Here is an 18700-nt window from a genome sequence, read left to right on the forward strand (position 1 = left end):
GATCGTCGCGAGCGGCTATAATCCGAGGTACGCCTTCCTGACGTCGGGATTGCCCTTGATCTCCGCGGACGGGCCCTGCATCAGCACGCGGCCGGTCTGCAGGATGTAGGCGCGGTCGGCGATCTCGAGGCACTCGGCCATGCGCTGCTCGACGATCAGCACGGTCATGCCGGCGTCGCGGATGCGCTTCACCGCCTGAAAGATCTCGTCGACGAGCTTCGGCATGATGCCCTGCGAGGGCTCGTCCAGCATCAACAGCCGCGGGCGCGTCATCAGCGCGCGGCCGATCGCGAGCATCTGCTGCTCGCCGCCGCTTAGCGTCTCGGCGCGCTGCTCGAGGCGTTCGGACAAGCGCGGAAACAGGTTGAAGACGAGATCGAGCGGCTCCTCACGGTTTGCCTCGCCGCGATAGAGATAGCTGCCGAGGCGGAGATTGTCGCGCACTGACAGGCGCGGAAACAGCCGGCGGTTCTCCGGCACATAGGCGATGCCGGTGGCGGTGATGTGGTGCTGCGCCATGCCGTCGAGGCGCTTGCCGTCGAACATCACGGAGCCCGAACGCGGGCGCTCGGCGCCGGCGATGGATTTGAGCAGCGTCGACTTGCCCGCGCCGTTGGCGCCGGCGACGCAGACGATCTCGCCCTTCTGAACCTCGATCGAGACCGAGGAGATCGCGACCAGGCCCTGATAGGCCGTCGTGACTTCACGCACCGACAGCATGACGATCTCCCAGATATGCGCTGATCACCTTGGGATCGCGGACCACCTCGGAAGGCTTGCCCTCGACCAGCACCTTGCCGAGGTCGAGCACGATGGCGCGATCGACCAGCGGCATCACGATCTCCATGACGTGCTCGACCATCAGCACGGTGATGCCGGCATCGCGCACCTTACGCACCAGCGCCACGCCGGTCTGTGCCTCGGTCGGAGTGAGGCCGGTGAGAACCTCGTCGAGCAGCAGCAGCTTTGGCTCGGTCGCGAGCGCACGGGCGACTTCGAGGCGGCGCTTCTCGGCCGGCACCAGGTCGCTTGCGAGCACGTCGGCGCGCGCGGCAAGGCCGGTGAACTCCAGCACCTCATGCGCCTTGCGGCGCGCCTCGCGCATCACGGTGTTACGAACCAAAGCGCCGACAATGACGTTGTCGACAACCGTCATGGTCTCAAAGCTCTTGACCACCTGGAAGGTGCGCCCGATGCCGCGCTGGCAGCGCTCGGTCGCCGGCATATGGGTGACGTCCTCGCCGTCGAACCAGATCGAGCCTTGCGTCGGCGGCAAGACGCCGGCGATGAGGTTGAACAGCGTCGACTTGCCGGCGCCGTTCGGGCCGATCAGGCCGACGATCTCGCCGCGGCCGACCGAGATCGAGACGTCGCTGTTGGCGACGAGGCCACCAAAACGCTGCCAGACGCCGCGGGTTTCAAGGAGCGCGGTCATCGCGTGGCCCCCTTCGCCTTGGTACGCGAGAACAGGCTCACCAGACCCTGCGGCAGCGCCAGCGAGATCAGCACGATCAGGGCGCCGTAGACGATGAGGTCGACGCCGCGCCCGGAGCCGCCGATATAGGAGCGCGTCAGCTCGGTCATCGGGATCAGGATGGCGGCCCCTAACACCGGCCCCCAGAGGGTGCCGATGCCGCCGAGCACGGCCGGCAATGCCATCAGCAGCGAGAACTGGAAGCCCATCACGCTCTCGGGATCGATATAGGCGAGAAACTGCGCATAGAAGGCGCCACCAATGGCGACGAGGAAGGCGGAGACGGCCGCCGCGCCCATCTTGGAGTTGAACACGACGACGCCGAGGCTTTCGGCCGCCTCCGGATTGTCCTTCACCGCACGCCACCAAAAGCCCCATTTGGAGTCTTCCAGCCACCAGGTGACGAACCAGGCGAGGCAGCAGAGTGCCAGCGCGAAATAGAAGTACGGCAGCTTGGTGCGCAGGAACTGGAATTTCAGCCAGCTGTCGCCGCGGATCGGAATGGTGATGCCCATCGCAGCTCCCGCCCACTCCCAGTTCTGGAACAGCAGCAGACCGATTTCGGCGATGACGATGGTCGCGATCACGAAGTAATGGCCGCGCAGGCGAAAGAAGGGATAGCCGAGGCCCATCGCGATCAGGGCGGCAATCACGCCGCCGCCGAGCATGCCGAACCAGGGCAGCACGCCGAACTTGGTGAAGAAGAGCTCGGTGGTGTAGGCGCCGATGCCGAAATAGAGCGCGTGGCCCAGCGAGATCTGTCCGCAATAGCCGGAGAGAATGTTCCAGCTCTGCGACAGTGCCGCATACATCAAGGTCAGGATCAGGATGTTCTGGACGTAGACATCCTTGATGAACAGAGGCGCGAGCGCGGCGAGCCCGGCCAGCACCGCGGCGATGATGAGGTCGCGGCGGCGCCGCGCGGCAAAATTCTTGTCCATCACATCGACCCGAACAGGCCGCGCGGCCGGATGAAGACGACGAGCAGGTAGACGGCGTAGATGCCGACCGACTTCAGCGACGGCGGCAGCACCAAGGCGGTGACCGCTTCGACGAGACCGACGATGATGCCGCCAGCGAAGGCGCCGAACACGCTGCCGAAGCCGCCGAGCGCCACGGTGACATAGGCGATCAGCGCAAAGGAGGCGCCGACATCGGGATAGATGTAGAAGAACACCGCCATGATCGCGCCGGCGAGGCCGACCAGCGCGGCGCCAAGACCCCAGCCGAGCGCGAACACGCGGTTCTTGTCGATGCCGACGAGGGCCACCGCGCCGGGATCCTCACGCGTCGCTTCCAGCGCGCGGCCGAAATCGGTGCGATGGATGAAGAAGTAGAGACCGGCAAAGGCGAGAATCGAAACCAGCGCGCCGATCAGCTGCGGCTCCGGCAGGAAGATGCCGGCGACCGAAATAGTTTTGCCGCCGAGCCATGACTGCGGAATGCTGCGATAATCCGGCGTGAAGAAGAACTGCGCCAGGCCGCGCATCACGATGGCAAGGCCAAAGGTGGAGAAGATCTGCACCATGCCGGCATTGGCCTTGGCTCGCATGGCGAAGCGTACAATGAGCAGGTAGACCACCGCTCCGAACACGAACAACGCCGCCGCAACCAATGGCGCCGACAGCAAGGGATCGATGGCGAAGAAGGCGAACAGAAAGAAGCTCGCATACATCGCGATCATCAGGAACTCGCCATGGGCGAAGTTCACGACGTCCATCAGGCCGAAGATCAGCGCGAGGCCGACCGCGATCAGTCCGTAGAGCAGGCCCATGAGCAGGCCGCTCGCGAGACTCTGGATAATGGCTTGGGCTGTCACTGCTTTGCCTCCACCAGAAAAACGTCACGGTAGGGCTCCGTCATTGCGAGGAGCTCGGGACAAAATTGCGAAGCAATTTTGTGCTGATGCGACGAAGCAATCCAGATTGTCTTCGCGGATTCATTCCTGGATTGCTTCGCTTCGCTCGCAATGACGGAGAATGCGGTTAGCGGCTCGATCTTCTCGGCTCTCACAATGCTTGGTTCCCTGCCCCGGCGCTGCGTCCCGCTTACTTCATCGGCCAGATCGCCTCGGCGATCGCGGCCTGCGGCGGGAAGATGGTGACGAACTTGCCGCCGACATATTGCAGCAGCACCGGGTCGGCGTCGTTGTTCTGGCCCGCCTCGTCGAACTTGACGCGCTTCCAGGGCATGATGGTCTGCTCGCCGGGGATGTCTGTCGCCGCCAGCGCATCGCGGATCTTCTCGCCGTCGGTCGACTTGGCGCGGCTGATGGCGTCGGCGAGGATGATCAGGCCCATGAACTGGCGCGAGGTGAGGTCGTTGAAGTCCTTGCCCGACCGCGCCTTGAACATCGCGTTGATCTTGCCGACCATCGGGCGCTTCTGCGCGAGGTCGAGCGAGAAGGTGCCGCGCGAGATCACGCCTTCGAGCTTGTCACCGACGGCATCATAGAGCGCCTTCTCCGAGAAGCCGGCGTCCTGCGCCACGATCGCGTTCGGCTTGTAACCGAGCTCGGCCATGGTCTTGACCAGCAGGATGCCGTCGGTGGTGTAGCTCGAGGGCATCAGCACGTCGGCATTGGCGGTCTTGAGCTGCTGCACCTCGGCCGAGAGCGACGGCGAGTTGGCGCGATACTTGATGTCGGTGACGATCTTGTAGCCGCGCTCGCCGGCGATCTTGGCCTGGGCGTTGCCGGAATCGGTGCCGAAGATAGTGTCCTCGTGGAACAGCGATAGCGTCTCGATCTTGGTGCCCTTCTTCTTCATGGCATCGAAGAAGTCGAACATCGCGGCCGAGTACATCTCGTCATGCGGCGCGGCGCGGAAATAGTATTTCAGGCCGCGGCGATGCAGGCTCGGCGAGGAATTGTCGGCGGAGACGAACGGGATCTGGTAGCGTTCGCAGATCTGGCTGACGGTGACGGCGACCGCGCTCTGATAGGTGCCGATGATGGCGGCGACCTTTTCCTGCGTGATCAGGCGCTCGGCCTCGGCGCGGCCCTTCTGCGGATCGGCCTGATGGTCGGCGAACACGAGGCGCACTTTTGCGCCGCCGAGGCCCGGCAGGCCCTCACCTTTCGCCAGCGGCAGGTCGAAATCGGTGTCCTTGTTGATCACCTCGAGCGCGGTCTCATAGGCCTTCTGCGCATCGACGCCCTGCTGCGCGCTGCCGCCGGAGAACGGATAGATCACGCCGATCACGACTTCCGAAGTCTGTGCGCGCGCTGCCAGCGGCACCAGGGCGGCTGTAGCGGTAGCTCCCAACAACACGTCGCGGCGAGAGATCGTCATGGCAAAGTCCCCTGTTACTGAATTTCGGCTGATCGAATGAAGTGATTGATGGCTGCGGTAAAGCCCGAACAAGCAGCAAACGCTGCCTGCTAAATCACGGCCATGGTCCTGTTCTTGAGATCCGTCACCAGCATCAGGCCGGGCGAATGCGTGATCGCGAACGGCAGCTTCGCGGCGTTGATGACGGATTGCGGCGTGACGCCACAGGCCCAGAACACCGGAATCTCATCATCGGCGACCGGCACGGGATCGCCGTAGTCGGGCTTGGCAATGTCCTTGATGCCGATCAGATGCGGATGGCCGAGATGTACCGGCGCGCCGTGCACGGCGGGATAGCGCGAGGTGATCTGCACCGCGCGGATCGCATCCGCCGGCTTGAACGGACGCATCGACACCACCATCGGGCCGGCAAACGGTCCGGCCTCGCCGCAGGGGATGTTGGTGCGGTACATCGGCACGCGCACGTTCTTCTCGATGTGGCGGATCGGCATTCCCTCCTCGAGCAGGGCCTCTTCGAACGAGAAGGAGCAGCCGAGCACGAAGGTGACGAGATCGTCGCGCCAATACGACGTCACGTCGGTCGGTTCGTCAACGACCTCGCCGTCGCGCCAGACGCGATAGCGCGGCACGTCGGTGCGGATGTCGAGATCGGCGCCGAGCGAAGGGATGTAAGGGCTGCCGACGTCGGACATGCCGATGATCGGGCACGGCTTGGGATTGAGCTGGCAGAAGCGGTGAAAGGCGCTGGCATATTCCGCCGGCAGGATCGCCAGATTGCCCTGAACGAATCCTGGGGCGACGCCGGCGGTGGAGGCGACCAGCCCGTTGCGGTAGGCGAGCCGGGCCTTGCGGCTCGGGAGCATGTCGGGCGTTTCAGTTTGCTGCGCTGCCACCAAAACAGTCATGGGATCGACCTGCCTATAAACTCGACAAAGACAAGCCAACACCAAGCGTGCTATAAAGTCTAATCGTCGTTTCTAATCAATCTCGATAAATCTGATTTATCGACTGGGAAAATCCTTCCAATGCTGGACTTCAGGTCGATCGAGACATTCCTCTGGGTTGTGAAGCTCGGCAGCTTTCGGGGCGCTGCACAACGGCTCAACACCACCCAGCCGGCGATCTCCCAGCGCATCGCCCAGCTCGAGCGCGAGATGGGCGTGAAGCTCCTCAATCGCGATCATCGCGTCGCTTCGCCGACGCCGAGCGGCCGGCAGATGATGGTCTATGCGGAGAAGCTGATCGGCCTGCGTGCCGCGATGATGGCGGAGATCGGCGACCGCTCGGCGATGCGCGGCGTCATGCGCCTCGGCGTCGCCGAGACCATCGTGCACACCTGGCTGCCGCGCCTGGTGAAGAGCGTGAACGAGGTCTATCCGAACCTGTCGCTGGAGATCGAGGTTGACATCACGCCGAACCTCACCGCGCGCCTGCTCGCGCAGGAGATCGAGCTTGCGTTTGTGGTGGGACCGCTGTCCGCTTCCGGCGTGCACAATCGCGTGCTCGCTGATTATCCGATCGGCTTCCTCGCAAGCCCCTCGCTCGGCCTCGGCCAGGGTCCGGTGACGCCGGCGGAGCTCGCGCGATTTCCGATCATCACCTTCCCGCGCAAGACCAAGCCTTACGAGGTCGTGCGCGAGGTGTTCGACCGGCCTGAGCTGCCGCCGATCCGGCTGCACGCCTCCGCCTCGCTGGCCACCGTCATCCACATGGCGGTCGAAGGACTCGGCATCGCCGTGATCCCCGATGCCATCGTCGAGAACGAGCTTGCCGACGGGCGGCTGCAACTGCTCGACACCGATCTCGCGATCGCGCCGCTGACCTTCACCGCGAGCTGGCTCGCCTCGCCCGACGTCGTGGCAGTCGAGCGCGTCGCTGAGCTGGCACGGCAAATTGCGCAGAGCAGCCTCACGGTTGACGCGCCCACGCTGGCGCGTCATTGAAAAAGGCGCCGGACAATTGAGAGACTGACCGCATGAGCCGAGCCGCCACCAACCTGCAGATCGATTCCGCCCGCCTCTGGGGCTCCATCCACGACACCGCGCAGTTCGGGGCGACGGCCAAGGGCGGCGTGCGGCGGCTGACGCTGAGCTCCGAGGACAAGCAGGTCCGCGACTGGTTCCGCAAGGCCTGCGAAGACGCGGGCCTGGAGGTGCATGTCGATGCGCTCGGCTCGATGTTCGGCCTGCGCAAGGGCCGCGACATGTCGAAGCCGCCCGTCGGCATCGGCTCGCATCTCGATACCCAGCCGACCGGCGGCAAATATGACGGCATTCTGGGTACGCTCGGCGCACTCGAAGTGATCCGCACGCTGAACGATGCCGGCATCGAAACCGAAGCGCCGATCTGCGTCGTCAACTGGACCAATGAGGAAGGCTCGCGCTTCGCGCCGGCGATGATGGCCTCTGCCGCCTATGTTGGCGACTTCACCACCGACGACATTTTGTCGCGCAAGGACGCCGAGGGCACGACCGTCGGCCAGGCGCTCGACGGCATCGGCTATCGCGGCGACAAGCCGGTCGGTTTCCAGAAGCTCGGCTGCTTCGTCGAGTTGCACATCGAGCAGGGCCCGATCCTTGAGGCCGAAGGCAAGACCATCGGCGTGGTCGATTCCGGTCAGGGCGTGCTGTGGTACGACGGCAAGATCAGCGGCTTCGAGAGCCATGCCGGCTCGACGCCGATGCCGCTGCGGCGCGACGCGCTGGCAACGCTGTCCGAGATCGTGCTGGCGATGGAGGAGATCGCGAAAAAGCATGGACCGAACGCGGTCGGCACCATCGGCGAGGCCGTGATCGCAAACCCCTCACGCAACGTCATTCCCGGCGAGATCGCTTTCACCATGGATTGCCGCAGCGCGGATGGCGCCATCATGGACGCGCTCGATCGCGATTTGCGCGCCGCGATTGCCGAGATCGCCGCGCGCCGCAAGGTCGAGGTCAAGATCGACCTGGTCTGGCGCAAGCCGCCGACGCATTTCGATCCCAAGCTGATTGCGGCGGTCGAGAATGCGGCGAAGACGCTCGGCTATTCGTCTCGCCGCATCACCTCCGGAGCTGGTCACGACGCCTGCAACCTCAACACCGTCATGCCGGCGGCAATGGTGTTCGTGCCCTGCAAGGACGGCATCAGCCACAACGAGCTGGAGGACGCGACGCAGCCCGACTGCGCCGCGGGCACCAACGTTCTCATGCATACCGTGCTGGCGATCGCCGGCGTCGCATCCTGATCGGAGAGAGCCATGCGCGGAGTTTTCGTCGACGCCAATGAAACGCTTGCCGTGATCATGGAGCGGCTGGAGAAGCCGGGCGATCCCAAGGTGCGGATCCACCGGAATCCCGACATCAAGCCCGAGCAGTACCCTGATATTCTCGACGGCGCCGAGATCGCCATCGTCGATCACACCGCGCTGCCGACCGACGTCGCTAAGAGGTGCGCCGGGCTGAAGCACGTCGTGTTCCTCGGCACCGGCGCGCGCAGCTACATGAATCCGGAGGAACTGGCCGAACTGGGCATCTCCGTGCATCTGATCAAGGGCTACGGCGACACGGCGGTGGCGGAATCCGCGATCGCGCTGATGTGGGCCTCCGCCCGGGTCATCGCGATGATGGATCGCGAGATGCGCGGCGGCAACTGGCTGCGCGAGGACGGCATGCAGCTCACCGGCAAGACGCTCGGACTGATCGGCTTCGGCGGCATTGCCGCGGAAGTTGCACGCATTGCGTCCGGCAGCGGCATGAAGGTGATCGCCTGGAACCGCTCGCCGAAGAGCTGTCCTGGCGTGGAATTCACCGATCTCGACACCGTGCTGGCAAGGAGCGACGTGGTGTCGCTGCATCTGCTGCTCAACGATGAGACGCGCGGCATGATCACGCGCGAGAAGATCCTTGCGATGAAGCGTGGTGTCATCCTCATCAATACCGCCCGCGCCGCGATCGTCGACGAGGCTGCGATGATCGACGCGCTGAAGTCGGGCCACATCCGCCATGCCGGTCTCGACGTCTTCAACATCGAGCCGCTGCCCGGCGATCATCCGCTGACAAAATTGCCGAACGTGACATTGTCGGCGCATTCCGCCTTCCGCACGCCGGAGGCGAGCGAAAACCTGATTGAAGCGGCGTGGGAGCACTGCCGCCGAATCGTAAGTTCGTAGGGTGGGTTAGCGAAGCGTAACGCACCGCTGTCTATTTCCGCTGGGGCAGAAGAGGTGGGTTACGGCTTCGCCTAACCCGCCCTACGCCCCCCCGCCGGATCGTAAGAGGATAAGAGCAATAACAAATGGCCGACTATCGCACCATCAAGGCAGAGCCGCTCACCAGTGTCATCTATGCCATCGCCAAGGCCGGCGGATCCACCGATCGCGAAGCCGAGCTGGTCTCCACCAACCTCGTCGAAGCGAATCTGAAAGGCCACGACTCGCACGGCGTCGGCATGATTCCGCGCTATGCCGAGGCGGTCGCCGAGGGCGGTCTCGCCATCAACCAGCACGTCAAGATCGTGATGGACACTGGCCCCCTGCTGACCCTCGACGGCCTGACCGGCTACGGCCAGGTGATGGGTCATGAGGCGATGGAGCTCGGCGCCGAGCGCGCCAAGCGCAACGGCGTCTGCGTCGTCGGCCTCTCCAACTCGCACCATATCGGCCGCATCGGCCACTGGGCCGAGCAGTGCATCGACCACGGGCTGGTCTCGATCCACTTCGTCAACGTGATCTCGCGCCCGATCGTGGCGCCCTGGGGCGGCAGCGATGCGCGCCACGGCACCAACCCCTTCTGCGTCGGCATCCCGCGCGCGGGCCACGAGCCGATCGTGCTCGACTTCGCCACCAGCAAGATCGCGCAGGGCAAGACCCGCGTCGCTCACAACAAGGGCGTCGCGCTCGAGCCCGGCACCATCATCGACAACGAGGGAAAACCAACGACGAACCCGCGTTACACCGTGATCGCGCCGCACGGCGCCATCCTGCCGTTCGGCGAGCACAAGGGCTCCGGCCTCGCACTGGTGTGCGAAATCCTGGGTGGCGCGCTCTCGGGTGGCGAGGTTGTCAAGGGTCCGGCCGACGGCAAGCGCCGCGTCCTCAACGGCATGCTCTCGATCATCATCGATCCCAACAAGCTCGGCACCGGCGAGAACCTCGCTCGCGAAGTCGAGAGCTTCGTCGCCTGGCACACCGGCTCGCCACCCGCCCCCGGCGTCGACAAGGTGAAGATTGCCGGCGAGCCCGAACGCGAAATCAAGAAGCAGCGGCTGGCCGAAGGCATTCCGGTCGATCCGAACACCTGGCAGGAAATTCTGGATGCCGGGAAGCGGTTCGGGCTGGATCGGGCCGCAATCGAGAAGATCGTGGGGTAAGTAATCTGCTGCGCGGGAATGGAAGAGTCATTTTCCGCGCTGCCCTCCCTTCTCCCCTTGTGGGAGAAGGTGGCATAGGCGGCCTTCGGCTGCCGTTCTTGGGAACGCCGATGCTTCGCATCGGCTATGGTGCCGGATGAGGGGTTCGCTCCACGAGGTGTCCTTCAAATGAGAGGCCTGTCTCCGCGGATAGAGACCCCTCACCCGGCCTCGATGCTCCGCATCGAAGCCACCCTCTCCCACAAGGGGAGAGGGTGAAGCACCGAGCTAGTCGACCATCTCCGCGACGGCCTTGCCGCAGGCCGCCGTGTCGGCGTTACCGCCGAGGTCCTTGGTCCGGAGCGTGCGTTCGGCGAGCGTGCGCTCGATCGCCTCGACGATCGACTTGCCGGCTTCCTTCTCGCCGAGATGTTCCAACATCATCGCGCCCGACCAGATCATGCCGATCGGGTTGGCGATGCCCTGCCCCGCGATGTCAGGCGCCGAGCCGTGCACCGGCTCGAACACCGACGGGAAATCGCCCTCGGGATTGATGTTGCCTGACGGCGCGATGCCGATGGTGCCGGTGCAGGCGGGGCCGAGATCGGAGAGGATGTCGCCGAACAGATTCGAGCCGACCACCACGTCGAACCAGTCCGGATGCAGCACGAAGTTCGCGGTCAGGATGTCGATGTGATACTTGTCCCACTTCACGCCCGGGAACTTCTTGGCCATCGCCTCCACGCGTTCGTCCCAATAGGGCATCGTGATGGAGATGCCGTTCGATTTCGTCGCCGACGTCAAGTGTTTCTTCGGCCGCGACTGGGCAAGCTCGAAGGCGAACTTCAGGATGCGGTCGACGCCGATGCGGGTCATCACCGTCTGCTGCGTCACGAACTCACGGTCGGTGTCCGGGAACATGCGGCCGCCGACGGAGGAATATTCGCCTTCCGTGTTCTCGCGCACCACCCAGAAATCGATGTCGCCGGGCTTGCGGTTCGCCAGCGGCGCCGGCACGCCGGGCATCAGCCGCACCGGGCGCAGGTTCACATACTGGTCGAACTCGCGGCGAAACTTGATCAACGAGCCCCACAGCGAGACGTGGTCCGGAATCTTGGCCGGCCAACCGACCGCACCGAAATAGATCGCATCGTGCTTGCCGATCTTTTCCTTCCAGTCATCCGGCATCATCTGGCCGTGCTTCTCGTAATAGTCCCAGGACGAAAAGTCGAAATGGTCGAATTGCAGGGACACCCCGTGCTTCTTCGCCGCCGCCTCCAGAACGCGCTGGCCCTCAGGCATCACTTCCTTGCCGATGCCGTCGCCGGGAATGACCGCGATCCGGTATTGTTTCTTGCTCATCGAGAACGTCCTTGATTGGTTCGGCAGCCGCCGCCTTTTGATCGCACTGCAATGGACCAAACGCGGCGGCAGTGCAACGCTGCACTGCAATGTTGACCATGGCGCGACCGAGCGCCTACTGATTTGATGCTGTTCCTATCCTGCGAGTCCCCTTCATGGATCTGCATCTGCGTGGCAAGCGCGTCCTGATCACGGGCGCATCCAAGGGCATCGGCGCGGCCGCCGCCGAGGCGTTTGCCGAGGAAGGCGCGCATCTGCTGCTCGCTGCCCGCAGCGGCGAGCAGCTCAAGGCGCTGGCAGAGCGGTTGCGCTCCGCGCACCAGGTTGATGCTGCGACGAGTGCCGTCGATCTACGCCAAGCCGAGGACATCGCGCGGCTCGCCAACGAGGCTGCGGACATCGACATCCTCGTCAACAATGCCGGTGACATCCCTGGCGGGTCCATCGACAAGATCGACGAGGCGACCTGGCGGCACGCCTGGGAATTGAAAGTGTTCGGCTACATCAACCTCACGCGGCAGATCTACGCGCAGATGAAGGCCAAGGGTGGTGGCGTGATCGTTAACGACATCGGCGCGGCGGGCGAGAAATTCGATGCCAATTACATCTGCGGCAGCGCCGGCAATGCCGCGCTGATGGCCTTCACCCGTGCGCTCGGTGGAAAAAGTCTCGCCGACAACATCCGCGTGGTCGGCATCAATCCCGGACCTGTCGGCACCGACCGCCACGTCACCCTGCTCAAGACGCGGGCAAAGCACCAGTTCGGCGACGAGAGCCGCTACAAGGAATTCCAGAAGAGCCTGCCGCTCGGCCGCCCTGCGCATGCGCGCGAGATCGGTGATCTCATGGCGTTCCTGGCGTCGGATCGCTCGGGCTATACGTCGGGGGTGATCTACACCGTTGATGGCGGCATCAGCGCCGGGTGGGGCTAGCTCTATCCCCGTCATTGCGAGCGAAGCGAAGCAATCCAGAAATGCCCCCGCGGTGAAAAGACTGGATTGCTTCGCTTCGCTCGCAATGACGGCACCAAGTACAAGCATAGGAGTAAAATAATTGTCTCAAGAGCTGATCCGCGAAACCGCGTGCGCCGTCGTCGACAAATTGCGGTCTGGCGACGTCTCGCCGCTTGAACTGCTGGATGTGGTGGAGAAGCGCATCAGCGAGGTCGATGGCAGGGTCAACGCGCTGCCGACGCTGTGCTTCGATCGCGCCCGGGATAACGCCAAGGCGCTGATGCAGAAGCCGGCCGGCGCGCGCGGGCTGCTCGCGGGCCTGCCGGTGCCGATCAAGGATCTGAGCGACGTTGCGGGCGTGCTGAACACGCAGGGCTCGCCGATCTTCAAGGATAACATCCCCGCGAAATCCGACCTCATGGTCGAGAACCTCGAAGCCAATGGCGCGGTGGTCTACGCCAAGTCCAACACGCCGGAATTCGGCGCCGGCGCCAACACCTTCAACGAGGTGTTCGGTGCGACCCTCAATCCCTGGGATACTTCGAAATCTGCGGCCGGCTCCTCCGGCGGCGCGGCAGTGGCGCTGGCCACCGGCATGGCCTGGCTCGCGCAGGGCTCCGACATGGGCGGCAGCCTGCGCAGTCCGGCAAGTTTCTGCGGCATCGTCGGCATGCGGCCGAGCATCGGCCGCGTCGCGCATACGCCCAAGGCGGGCATCGACCGCAATCTCGGCGTGCAGGGCCCGATGGCCCGCAATGTCGAGGATCTCGCACTGCTGCTGGATGCCATGAGCGGCGACTATGCCGCCGATCCGCTGTCGCTGCCGGCGCCGCTGACTTCGTTCCTGTCGGCTGCCCAGTCCGGCAAGAAGCCGAGGCGCATCGCCTATTCGCCCGATCTCGGCATCACGCCGGTCGATCCCGAGGTCAAGGCGATCACACGCAAGGCGGCTGAACGCTTCGCCGAGGCCGCCGTCACCGTCGAGGAGGCGCATCCGGACTGGCGCGAGGCGCATGAATGCTTCCACGTGCTGCGCGCTTTCGACTTCGCGATCAGCAAGGCACAACTTCTCCGCACTAAGCGTGACCTGCTCAAGCCCGAGGTGATCTGGAACATCGAGGAAGGCCTCAAGCTCACCGTCGAGCAGTTCGAACGTGCCGAGGCCCAGCGCGTCGGCATGACAGCGCGCGCGGTCGAGTTCTTTAGGACCTACGATCTCCTGCTGGTGCCGACCACGATCGTGCCACCCTTCCCAGTCGAAAATCGCTATGTCGCCGAATGCGCGGGCAAGCGATTTGACAATTACGTCGAATGGCTCGGCATCGTCTACGCCATCACGCTCGCATGCTGCCCGTCACTGTCGCTGCCCTGCGGTTTCACGGCGTCAGGCCTGCCGGTCGGCGTGCAGGTGGTCGGCGCACCACGAGCGGATGCGCAAGTGATCGCAGGCGCGAAAGTGCTGGAGGATATATTGGGCCTGCGCGGCACGACACCGATCGATCCGAGGGTGAAGAATTAATCTCTCGCTCGTGCCCCGGACGCAGCGCAGCGCCTCTTCCGCGGTGCGCTGCAGAGCCGGGGCCCACCTCGCCGAGACCTCCCGTGCATCTCCTGGGTCCCGGCTCTGCGGCGCAGCGCTGACGCGCTGCACCTTGTCCGGGACACGAGACCTCACCTCCCGCTCGTCGCCTCAAGACTCCGGCTGTAGCGCGACATCGCAAAGCAAAAGACAAAATAGATTGCGGCGACGAAGATATAGACCTCGACGGAAAACTGCTGCCAGGCGGGATCGATGATCGCGGTCTTCGCCGTCGTCAGCAGGTCGAAGATGCCGATGATCAGCACGAGACTGGTGTCCTTGAAGAAGGCGATGAAGGTGTTGACCAGCGGCGGGATGACGTGGCGGATCGCCTGCGGCAGGATGATCAGCCGGTTCTTGCGCCAGTAGGACAGCCCGAGCGCGTCGGCAGCCTCATACTGCCCTCGCGGCACGGCCTGAAGGCCACCGCGGATGACTTCAGCAAGATAAGCGCCCGCGAACAGGATGATCGCGATCTGTGCGCGCAACAGCTTGTCGATGTTGAACCCACTGGGCATGAACAACGGAAACATCACGCTCGCCATGAACAAGAGGCTCACCAGCGGCACGCCGCGGATCAGCTCGACATAGAGCACACTGAGCGAACGGATCGCCGGAAGCTTTGAACGCCTGCCGAGCGCGACAAGGATGCCGAGTGGAAAGCCGAACGCGAGTCCAAACGTCGCCAGGATCAGCGTGACCGGCAATCCGCCCCAGCGATCCTGCGAGACGAAAGAGAGTCCCAGCACCCCGCCCCACATCAGGACGCTGATTAATGCGAGCGCACCGATCCAGATGAAAACGAGCTCGCGCCTCCACAAGGCTCGGCGGGTCGAGAGATAGAACAGCGCGATGAACAGCACGACCGACAGCGCCGGCCGCCATTGCTCGTCGAACGGATAGGTGCCGAACAGGATGAAGCGGTACTTTTCAGGAATGACCGCCCAGCAGGCGCCGATGCCGCGCACCGCGCGGCAAGCGCTGGAATCATTCACCGGCGTAAGCCAGACCGCACTGGCAATGCCCCATTGCACGAAGCTGATCACGCCCTTCGCGAGCACTGCCAGCAGCACGATCGTGAGGATGCCGTTCGGGATCGACGAGAACAAGTTGGCGCGCAGCCAGCGCACCATCGGATTACCAACTTGCGGGCGGCGAGCGGCCCGCGGCACGTCCGGCATATCGCTGATCGCCGTCATCCTCAGCGCTCCACCAGCGCGATGCGCGCATTATACCAGTTCATGAAGAAGCTGATGCCGAGACTGATGGTCAGGAATACCGCCATGATCAACGCGATTGCCTCGATCGCCTGACCTGTCTGGTTCAGCGTGGTGTTCGCGATCGAGACGACATCCTGGTAGCCGATCGCGACCGCGAGCGAGGAGTTTTTTGTCAGATTGAGGTACTGGCTCGTCATCGGCGGCACGATGACGCGTAGCGCCTGCGGCAAGATGATCTGCCGTAGCATGAAGCTGCGGCGCAGACCGAGCGCGTTGGCGGCGTCCCACTGTCCCCGCGGCACCGACTGGATGCCGCTGCGCACGATCTCGGCGATGAAGGCCGAGGTGTAGGTGACGAGTGCGATCAGCAGCGCGAAATATTCCGGCGCCAGCGTCAGCCCGCCGACGAAGTTGAAGCCGCGCAGCTGAGGCCATTCGATCCGCCAGGATACGCCGAGCAGCACAGACACCAGCGCCGGCAACGCAATCACCAGCGCAACCGCAAAGGGCCACGCTGGCCGCGGCCTGCCATCGCGCATCTGCTGCGCGACCAGCCATCGCCGGACGACATAGAACACCGCGCAACCCAGCACCGCGGTGCCGAGGACCGCGAGCTGCGGCGGGCCGAACGGGATCGCCGGCAGGATCAAGCCGCGATTGGAGAGGAACACACCCTCGACAGGTCGCCACGCAGCGCGTGCGGCCGGCAGCGCCTGCATCAACACGTACCAGAACAGGAGCTGAAGCAGCAGCGGGATATCGCGAAGCGTCTCGACATAGACCGCGGCGAGCCGTGACAGCAGCCAGTTCGCCGACAATCGCGAAATGCCGATTAGCGTGCCCAAAATCGTCGCGAGCACGATCCCGATCACGGCAACGCGCAAGGTGTTGGCGACCCCGACGACGAACGCCCAGAGGTAAGTGTCTCTCGGACTATAGGCGAGCAGACTGTCGGCGATCGGCATGCCGGCCTCGCGGCCGAGGAAGGCAAAACCGGTGGTGATGCGGCGGGCCGAGAGGTTGGTGACGGTGTTGGACCAGAGGAAGGCGACGACCGCAACCGCGATGCCGACGACCAGGACCTGCCAGAACAGGCCCTTCAGCTCGCGGCGCCCGAAGGCGCCGAAGAAGCGGCGGCGCGGCGGCGGTCTCGGCGCATCTGAGGTCACGGCACAAAAATCCTTCTCAAGGGGCAGCGATTTCCGGCAGCGCACGTCAACTGTTGCACCAAACTTCGATTCATGCAACAAATGTTTCATGGCCGAGCCCGCGAAATCCTCGCCGTTGAGCGAGCTGCGTATTGCATTGCCATCGCTCCCGATGCGCTTGCAGGAGGTCGGACGCTTCGTCGCCGCCAACGACTACGACGCCACCACCCGTTCGATGCGCGATCTGGCGGCGGAAGCCGGTGCCGATCCTGCTGCATTCACGCGGCTTGCGAAGGCGATCGGCTATTCGGGCTGGGAGGCGTTGCGCGCGGCGCTGACCGAGGCGCGGCGACCGTCGCAGACCGCGCCCTTCTCCGGCCGCGCAAGAGGCCGTCGCCACGGGCCGAACGCCGATGTCGCGCTCGTCACCGACAAGCTCGAGGCCGAGGCCGCCGGCCTTCCGCGGATCCCGGCACACCCGATCGCAGAAGCTGCCCGCGCGCTGCACGATGCCAAGCGGATCTGGATCGCCGGCTATCGCAGCTGCCGCAGCGTCGCGGAATTGCTGAACTACGAGCTGCGACTGTTTCGGCCCGAGCAGGTCCAGTTCGTCGGTGCTTCCGGGCCCGACGACCTCGATCTCGGCGCGTTCCGGCCCGGGGAAGCCGTCATCGTCGTCGGCTTCCTACCCTACACGCATGCAAGCGTCCGCGTCGCACAGGCGGCCTATCGCGCCGGCGCGACACTGATCGCCATCGCGGATAGCCTCTCGGCACCAATGGCCGAGGGCGCCGACCACGTGCTGCTGTTCGAGGCGGCCTCCTCTCCGGGCTTCTTTCCTAGCCTCACGGGCGCGATTGCGATCGCGCAATCGCTCGCGGCGGTCACGTTCGCGCTCGGCGGCGTTACCGCGAAGAAGCGTCTGGAAAGTACCGAGGCGCGGCTCGCTGCGACCTCCACTTACGTCCCAGAGAAAGGTTGACCCATGGCCGCTCGCACCAGCCGCGTGCTGCACCGCTCGTTGCGCGAAACGCCGCCCAAGGCGATTGGCGGCGAAGGCGTCTATCTCTTCGCCGAGGACGGCCGGCGCATCATCGATGCCTCCGGCGGCGCGGCGGTCTCCTGCCTCGGGCACCAGCACCCGCGCGTGATCGCGGCAATGGCGAAGCAGGCCACGACGCTTGCCTATGCTCATACGGCGTTCTTCTCCTCCGAGCCGGCCGAGGCACTGGCTGAGGTGCTGGTCGGACATGAGCCTGGCGGGCTTGCCTACGCCTATTTCGTCAGCGGCGGATCGGAGGCGATCGAGGCCAGCATCAAGCTCGCCCGGCAGTATTTCATCGAGCGCGGCGAGCCGCAGCGGCAACACTTCATCGCGCGGCGACAGAGCTATCACGGTAACACGCTCGGCGCGCTTGCCGCTGGCGGCAATGCCTGGCGGCGCGCGCCCTATGCGCCGCTGCTCTCGGCGGCATTCAGCCACGTGACGCCGGCCTTCGCCTATCACGAGAAGCGCGAGGGCGAGTCGGATGCGCAGTTCGTCGCGCGCCTTGCCGCCGAGCTCGAAGCCGAGTTTCAGCGGCTTGGCCCCGGCACCGTCGCGGCGTTCCTCGCCGAGCCCGTCGTCGGCGCCACCGCCGGCGCCGTGACTGCACCCGAGGGCTACTTCAAGGCCATGCGCGAGATCTGCGACCGCCACGGCGCGCTGCTCATCCTCGACGAGGTCATGTGCGGCATGGGCCGCACCGGCACAACGCACGCCTGGGAGCAGGAAGGTGTCGCGCCCGACATCCAGGCCATCGCGAAGGGTCTCGGCGGCGGCTATCAGCCGATCGGCGCGATGCTCGCGAGTGGCAAGATCGTCGACACGATCCGCGCCGGCTCCGGCGCGTTCCAGCACGGTCACACCTATCTGGCGCATCCCCTTGCCTGCGCGGCCGCGCTCGCGGTGCAAAACGTGATCCGCGAAGATGGCCTGCTCGATCAGGTCAGGGAACGCGGACGACAACTCGAGCAACGGCTGACCGAACGCTTCGGTAATCACCGCCATGTCGGCGACATCAGGGGCCGCGGGCTGTTCTGGGCGATCGAGCTCGTCGCCGATCGCGCCAGCCGCACCTCGTTCGATCCAACGCTCAAGCTGCACCAGAAGATCAAGGCGGAGGCGCTCGCCAACGGGCTCGGCTGCTATCCCGGCGGCGGCACCGTGGACGGGGTGCGCGGCGACCACGTGCTGCTGGCGCCGCCCTATATCGCTTCCGCAGACGAGATCGATCTGATCGTCGACAGGCTCGGCACGGCCGTCGACAACGTGTTGCGTAGTGTCAATCACTGAGGGGAGAC

18 protein-coding genes are annotated in these 18700 nt (G+C 64.7%); 9 read left to right on the forward strand and 9 right to left on the reverse strand.

Features of this window, described 5'->3' with window-relative positions:
- Positions 1–15: 15 nt before the first annotated feature.
- The 6 genes from XH85_RS32190 to XH85_RS32215 form a co-directional block, all read right to left on the reverse strand.
- Positions 16–720 (reverse strand): ABC transporter ATP-binding protein, encoded by a 705-nt coding sequence (locus XH85_RS32190; RefSeq protein WP_128935068.1) that lies wholly within the window; start codon positions 718–720, stop codon positions 16–18.
- Positions 704–1435, reverse strand: a complete 732-nt coding sequence (locus XH85_RS32195) for an ABC transporter ATP-binding protein (RefSeq protein WP_128935069.1) — start codon at positions 1433–1435, stop codon at positions 704–706. Before XH85_RS32195 ends, XH85_RS32190 begins: the two co-directional genes overlap by 17 nt.
- A complete protein-coding gene (locus XH85_RS32200; RefSeq protein WP_128935070.1) occupies positions 1432–2415 on the reverse strand; it encodes a branched-chain amino acid ABC transporter permease in 984 nt (327 codons plus the stop codon). Before XH85_RS32200 ends, XH85_RS32195 begins: the two co-directional genes overlap by 4 nt.
- Complete coding sequence (locus tag XH85_RS32205; protein WP_091895304.1) at positions 2415–3293, reverse strand: branched-chain amino acid ABC transporter permease; 879 nt, start codon at positions 3291–3293, stop codon at positions 2415–2417. Before XH85_RS32205 ends, XH85_RS32200 begins: the two co-directional genes overlap by 1 nt.
- A 229-nt stretch (positions 3294–3522) precedes the next feature.
- Positions 3523–4767, reverse strand: coding sequence for an ABC transporter substrate-binding protein (locus XH85_RS32210; RefSeq protein ID WP_128935071.1), 1245 nt, complete (start codon positions 4765–4767; stop codon positions 3523–3525).
- Between the two features lie 89 nt (positions 4768–4856).
- Positions 4857–5672: a putative hydro-lyase gene (locus tag XH85_RS32215; protein ID WP_128935072.1), complete on the reverse strand. Its 816-nt coding sequence runs from the start codon at positions 5670–5672 to the stop codon at positions 4857–4859.
- Positions 5673–5792: 120 nt separating this feature from the next.
- Between XH85_RS32215 and XH85_RS32220 the strand changes: the two genes are divergently transcribed.
- From XH85_RS32220 to XH85_RS32235, 4 genes are all read left to right on the forward strand, one after another.
- Positions 5793–6710 (forward strand): LysR family transcriptional regulator, encoded by a 918-nt coding sequence (locus XH85_RS32220; RefSeq protein ID WP_128935073.1) that lies wholly within the window; start codon positions 5793–5795, stop codon positions 6708–6710.
- Between the two features lie 32 nt (positions 6711–6742).
- A complete protein-coding gene (locus XH85_RS32225; protein ID WP_128935074.1) occupies positions 6743–7993 on the forward strand; it encodes a Zn-dependent hydrolase in 1251 nt (416 codons plus the stop codon).
- A gap of 12 nt (positions 7994–8005) precedes the next feature.
- Positions 8006–8917, forward strand: coding sequence for an NAD(P)-dependent oxidoreductase (locus XH85_RS32230; protein ID WP_128935075.1), 912 nt, complete (start codon positions 8006–8008; stop codon positions 8915–8917).
- Positions 8918–9042: 125 nt separating this feature from the next.
- Positions 9043–10116, forward strand: a complete 1074-nt coding sequence (locus XH85_RS32235) for a malate/lactate/ureidoglycolate dehydrogenase (protein WP_128935076.1) — start codon at positions 9043–9045, stop codon at positions 10114–10116.
- Positions 10117–10383: 267 nt separating this feature from the next.
- On the opposite strand, the gene XH85_RS32240 is transcribed toward XH85_RS32235, so the two are convergent.
- Entirely contained in the window at positions 10384–11457 is a 1074-nt protein-coding gene (locus tag XH85_RS32240; RefSeq protein ID WP_128935077.1) for a tartrate dehydrogenase, read from the reverse strand.
- Here XH85_RS32240 and XH85_RS47460 point away from each other — a divergent pair.
- From XH85_RS47460 to XH85_RS32250, 3 genes are all read left to right on the forward strand, one after another.
- Complete coding sequence (locus XH85_RS47460; protein WP_276484778.1) at positions 11450–11584, forward strand: hypothetical protein; 135 nt, start codon at positions 11450–11452, stop codon at positions 11582–11584. The genes XH85_RS32240 and XH85_RS47460 overlap by 8 nt on opposite strands.
- A gap of 28 nt (positions 11585–11612) precedes the next feature.
- Positions 11613–12389 carry an SDR family oxidoreductase gene (locus tag XH85_RS32245; RefSeq protein ID WP_128935078.1) on the forward strand — a complete coding sequence of 259 codons (777 nt, stop codon included), beginning with the start codon at positions 11613–11615 and terminating at the stop codon, positions 12387–12389.
- Between the two features lie 121 nt (positions 12390–12510).
- Positions 12511–13929, forward strand: a complete 1419-nt coding sequence (locus XH85_RS32250) for an amidase (RefSeq protein ID WP_128935079.1) — start codon at positions 12511–12513, stop codon at positions 13927–13929.
- A 152-nt stretch (positions 13930–14081) separates the two neighbouring features.
- On the opposite strand, the gene XH85_RS32255 is transcribed toward XH85_RS32250, so the two are convergent.
- On the reverse strand, positions 14082–15188 hold the full coding sequence (locus XH85_RS32255) for an amino acid ABC transporter permease (RefSeq protein WP_128935080.1): 1107 nt from the start codon (positions 15186–15188) through the stop codon (positions 14082–14084).
- Positions 15189–15190: 2 nt separating this feature from the next.
- Entirely contained in the window at positions 15191–16378 is a 1188-nt protein-coding gene (locus XH85_RS32260) for an amino acid ABC transporter permease (RefSeq protein ID WP_128935081.1), read from the reverse strand.
- 88 nt (positions 16379–16466) lie between these two features.
- Between XH85_RS32260 and XH85_RS32265 the strand changes: the two genes are divergently transcribed.
- Both XH85_RS32265 and XH85_RS32270 read left to right on the forward strand, forming a co-directional pair.
- A complete protein-coding gene (locus XH85_RS32265; protein WP_128935082.1) occupies positions 16467–17339 on the forward strand; it encodes a MurR/RpiR family transcriptional regulator in 873 nt (290 codons plus the stop codon).
- A gap of 3 nt (positions 17340–17342) precedes the next feature.
- Complete coding sequence (locus tag XH85_RS32270) at positions 17343–18692, forward strand: aspartate aminotransferase family protein (RefSeq protein WP_128935083.1); 1350 nt, start codon at positions 17343–17345, stop codon at positions 18690–18692.
- Positions 18693–18700: the final 8 nt, after the last annotated feature.

The organism is Bradyrhizobium zhanjiangense, assembly GCF_004114935.1.
GTDB classification, from domain to species: Bacteria; Pseudomonadota; Alphaproteobacteria; order Rhizobiales; family Xanthobacteraceae; genus Bradyrhizobium; species Bradyrhizobium zhanjiangense.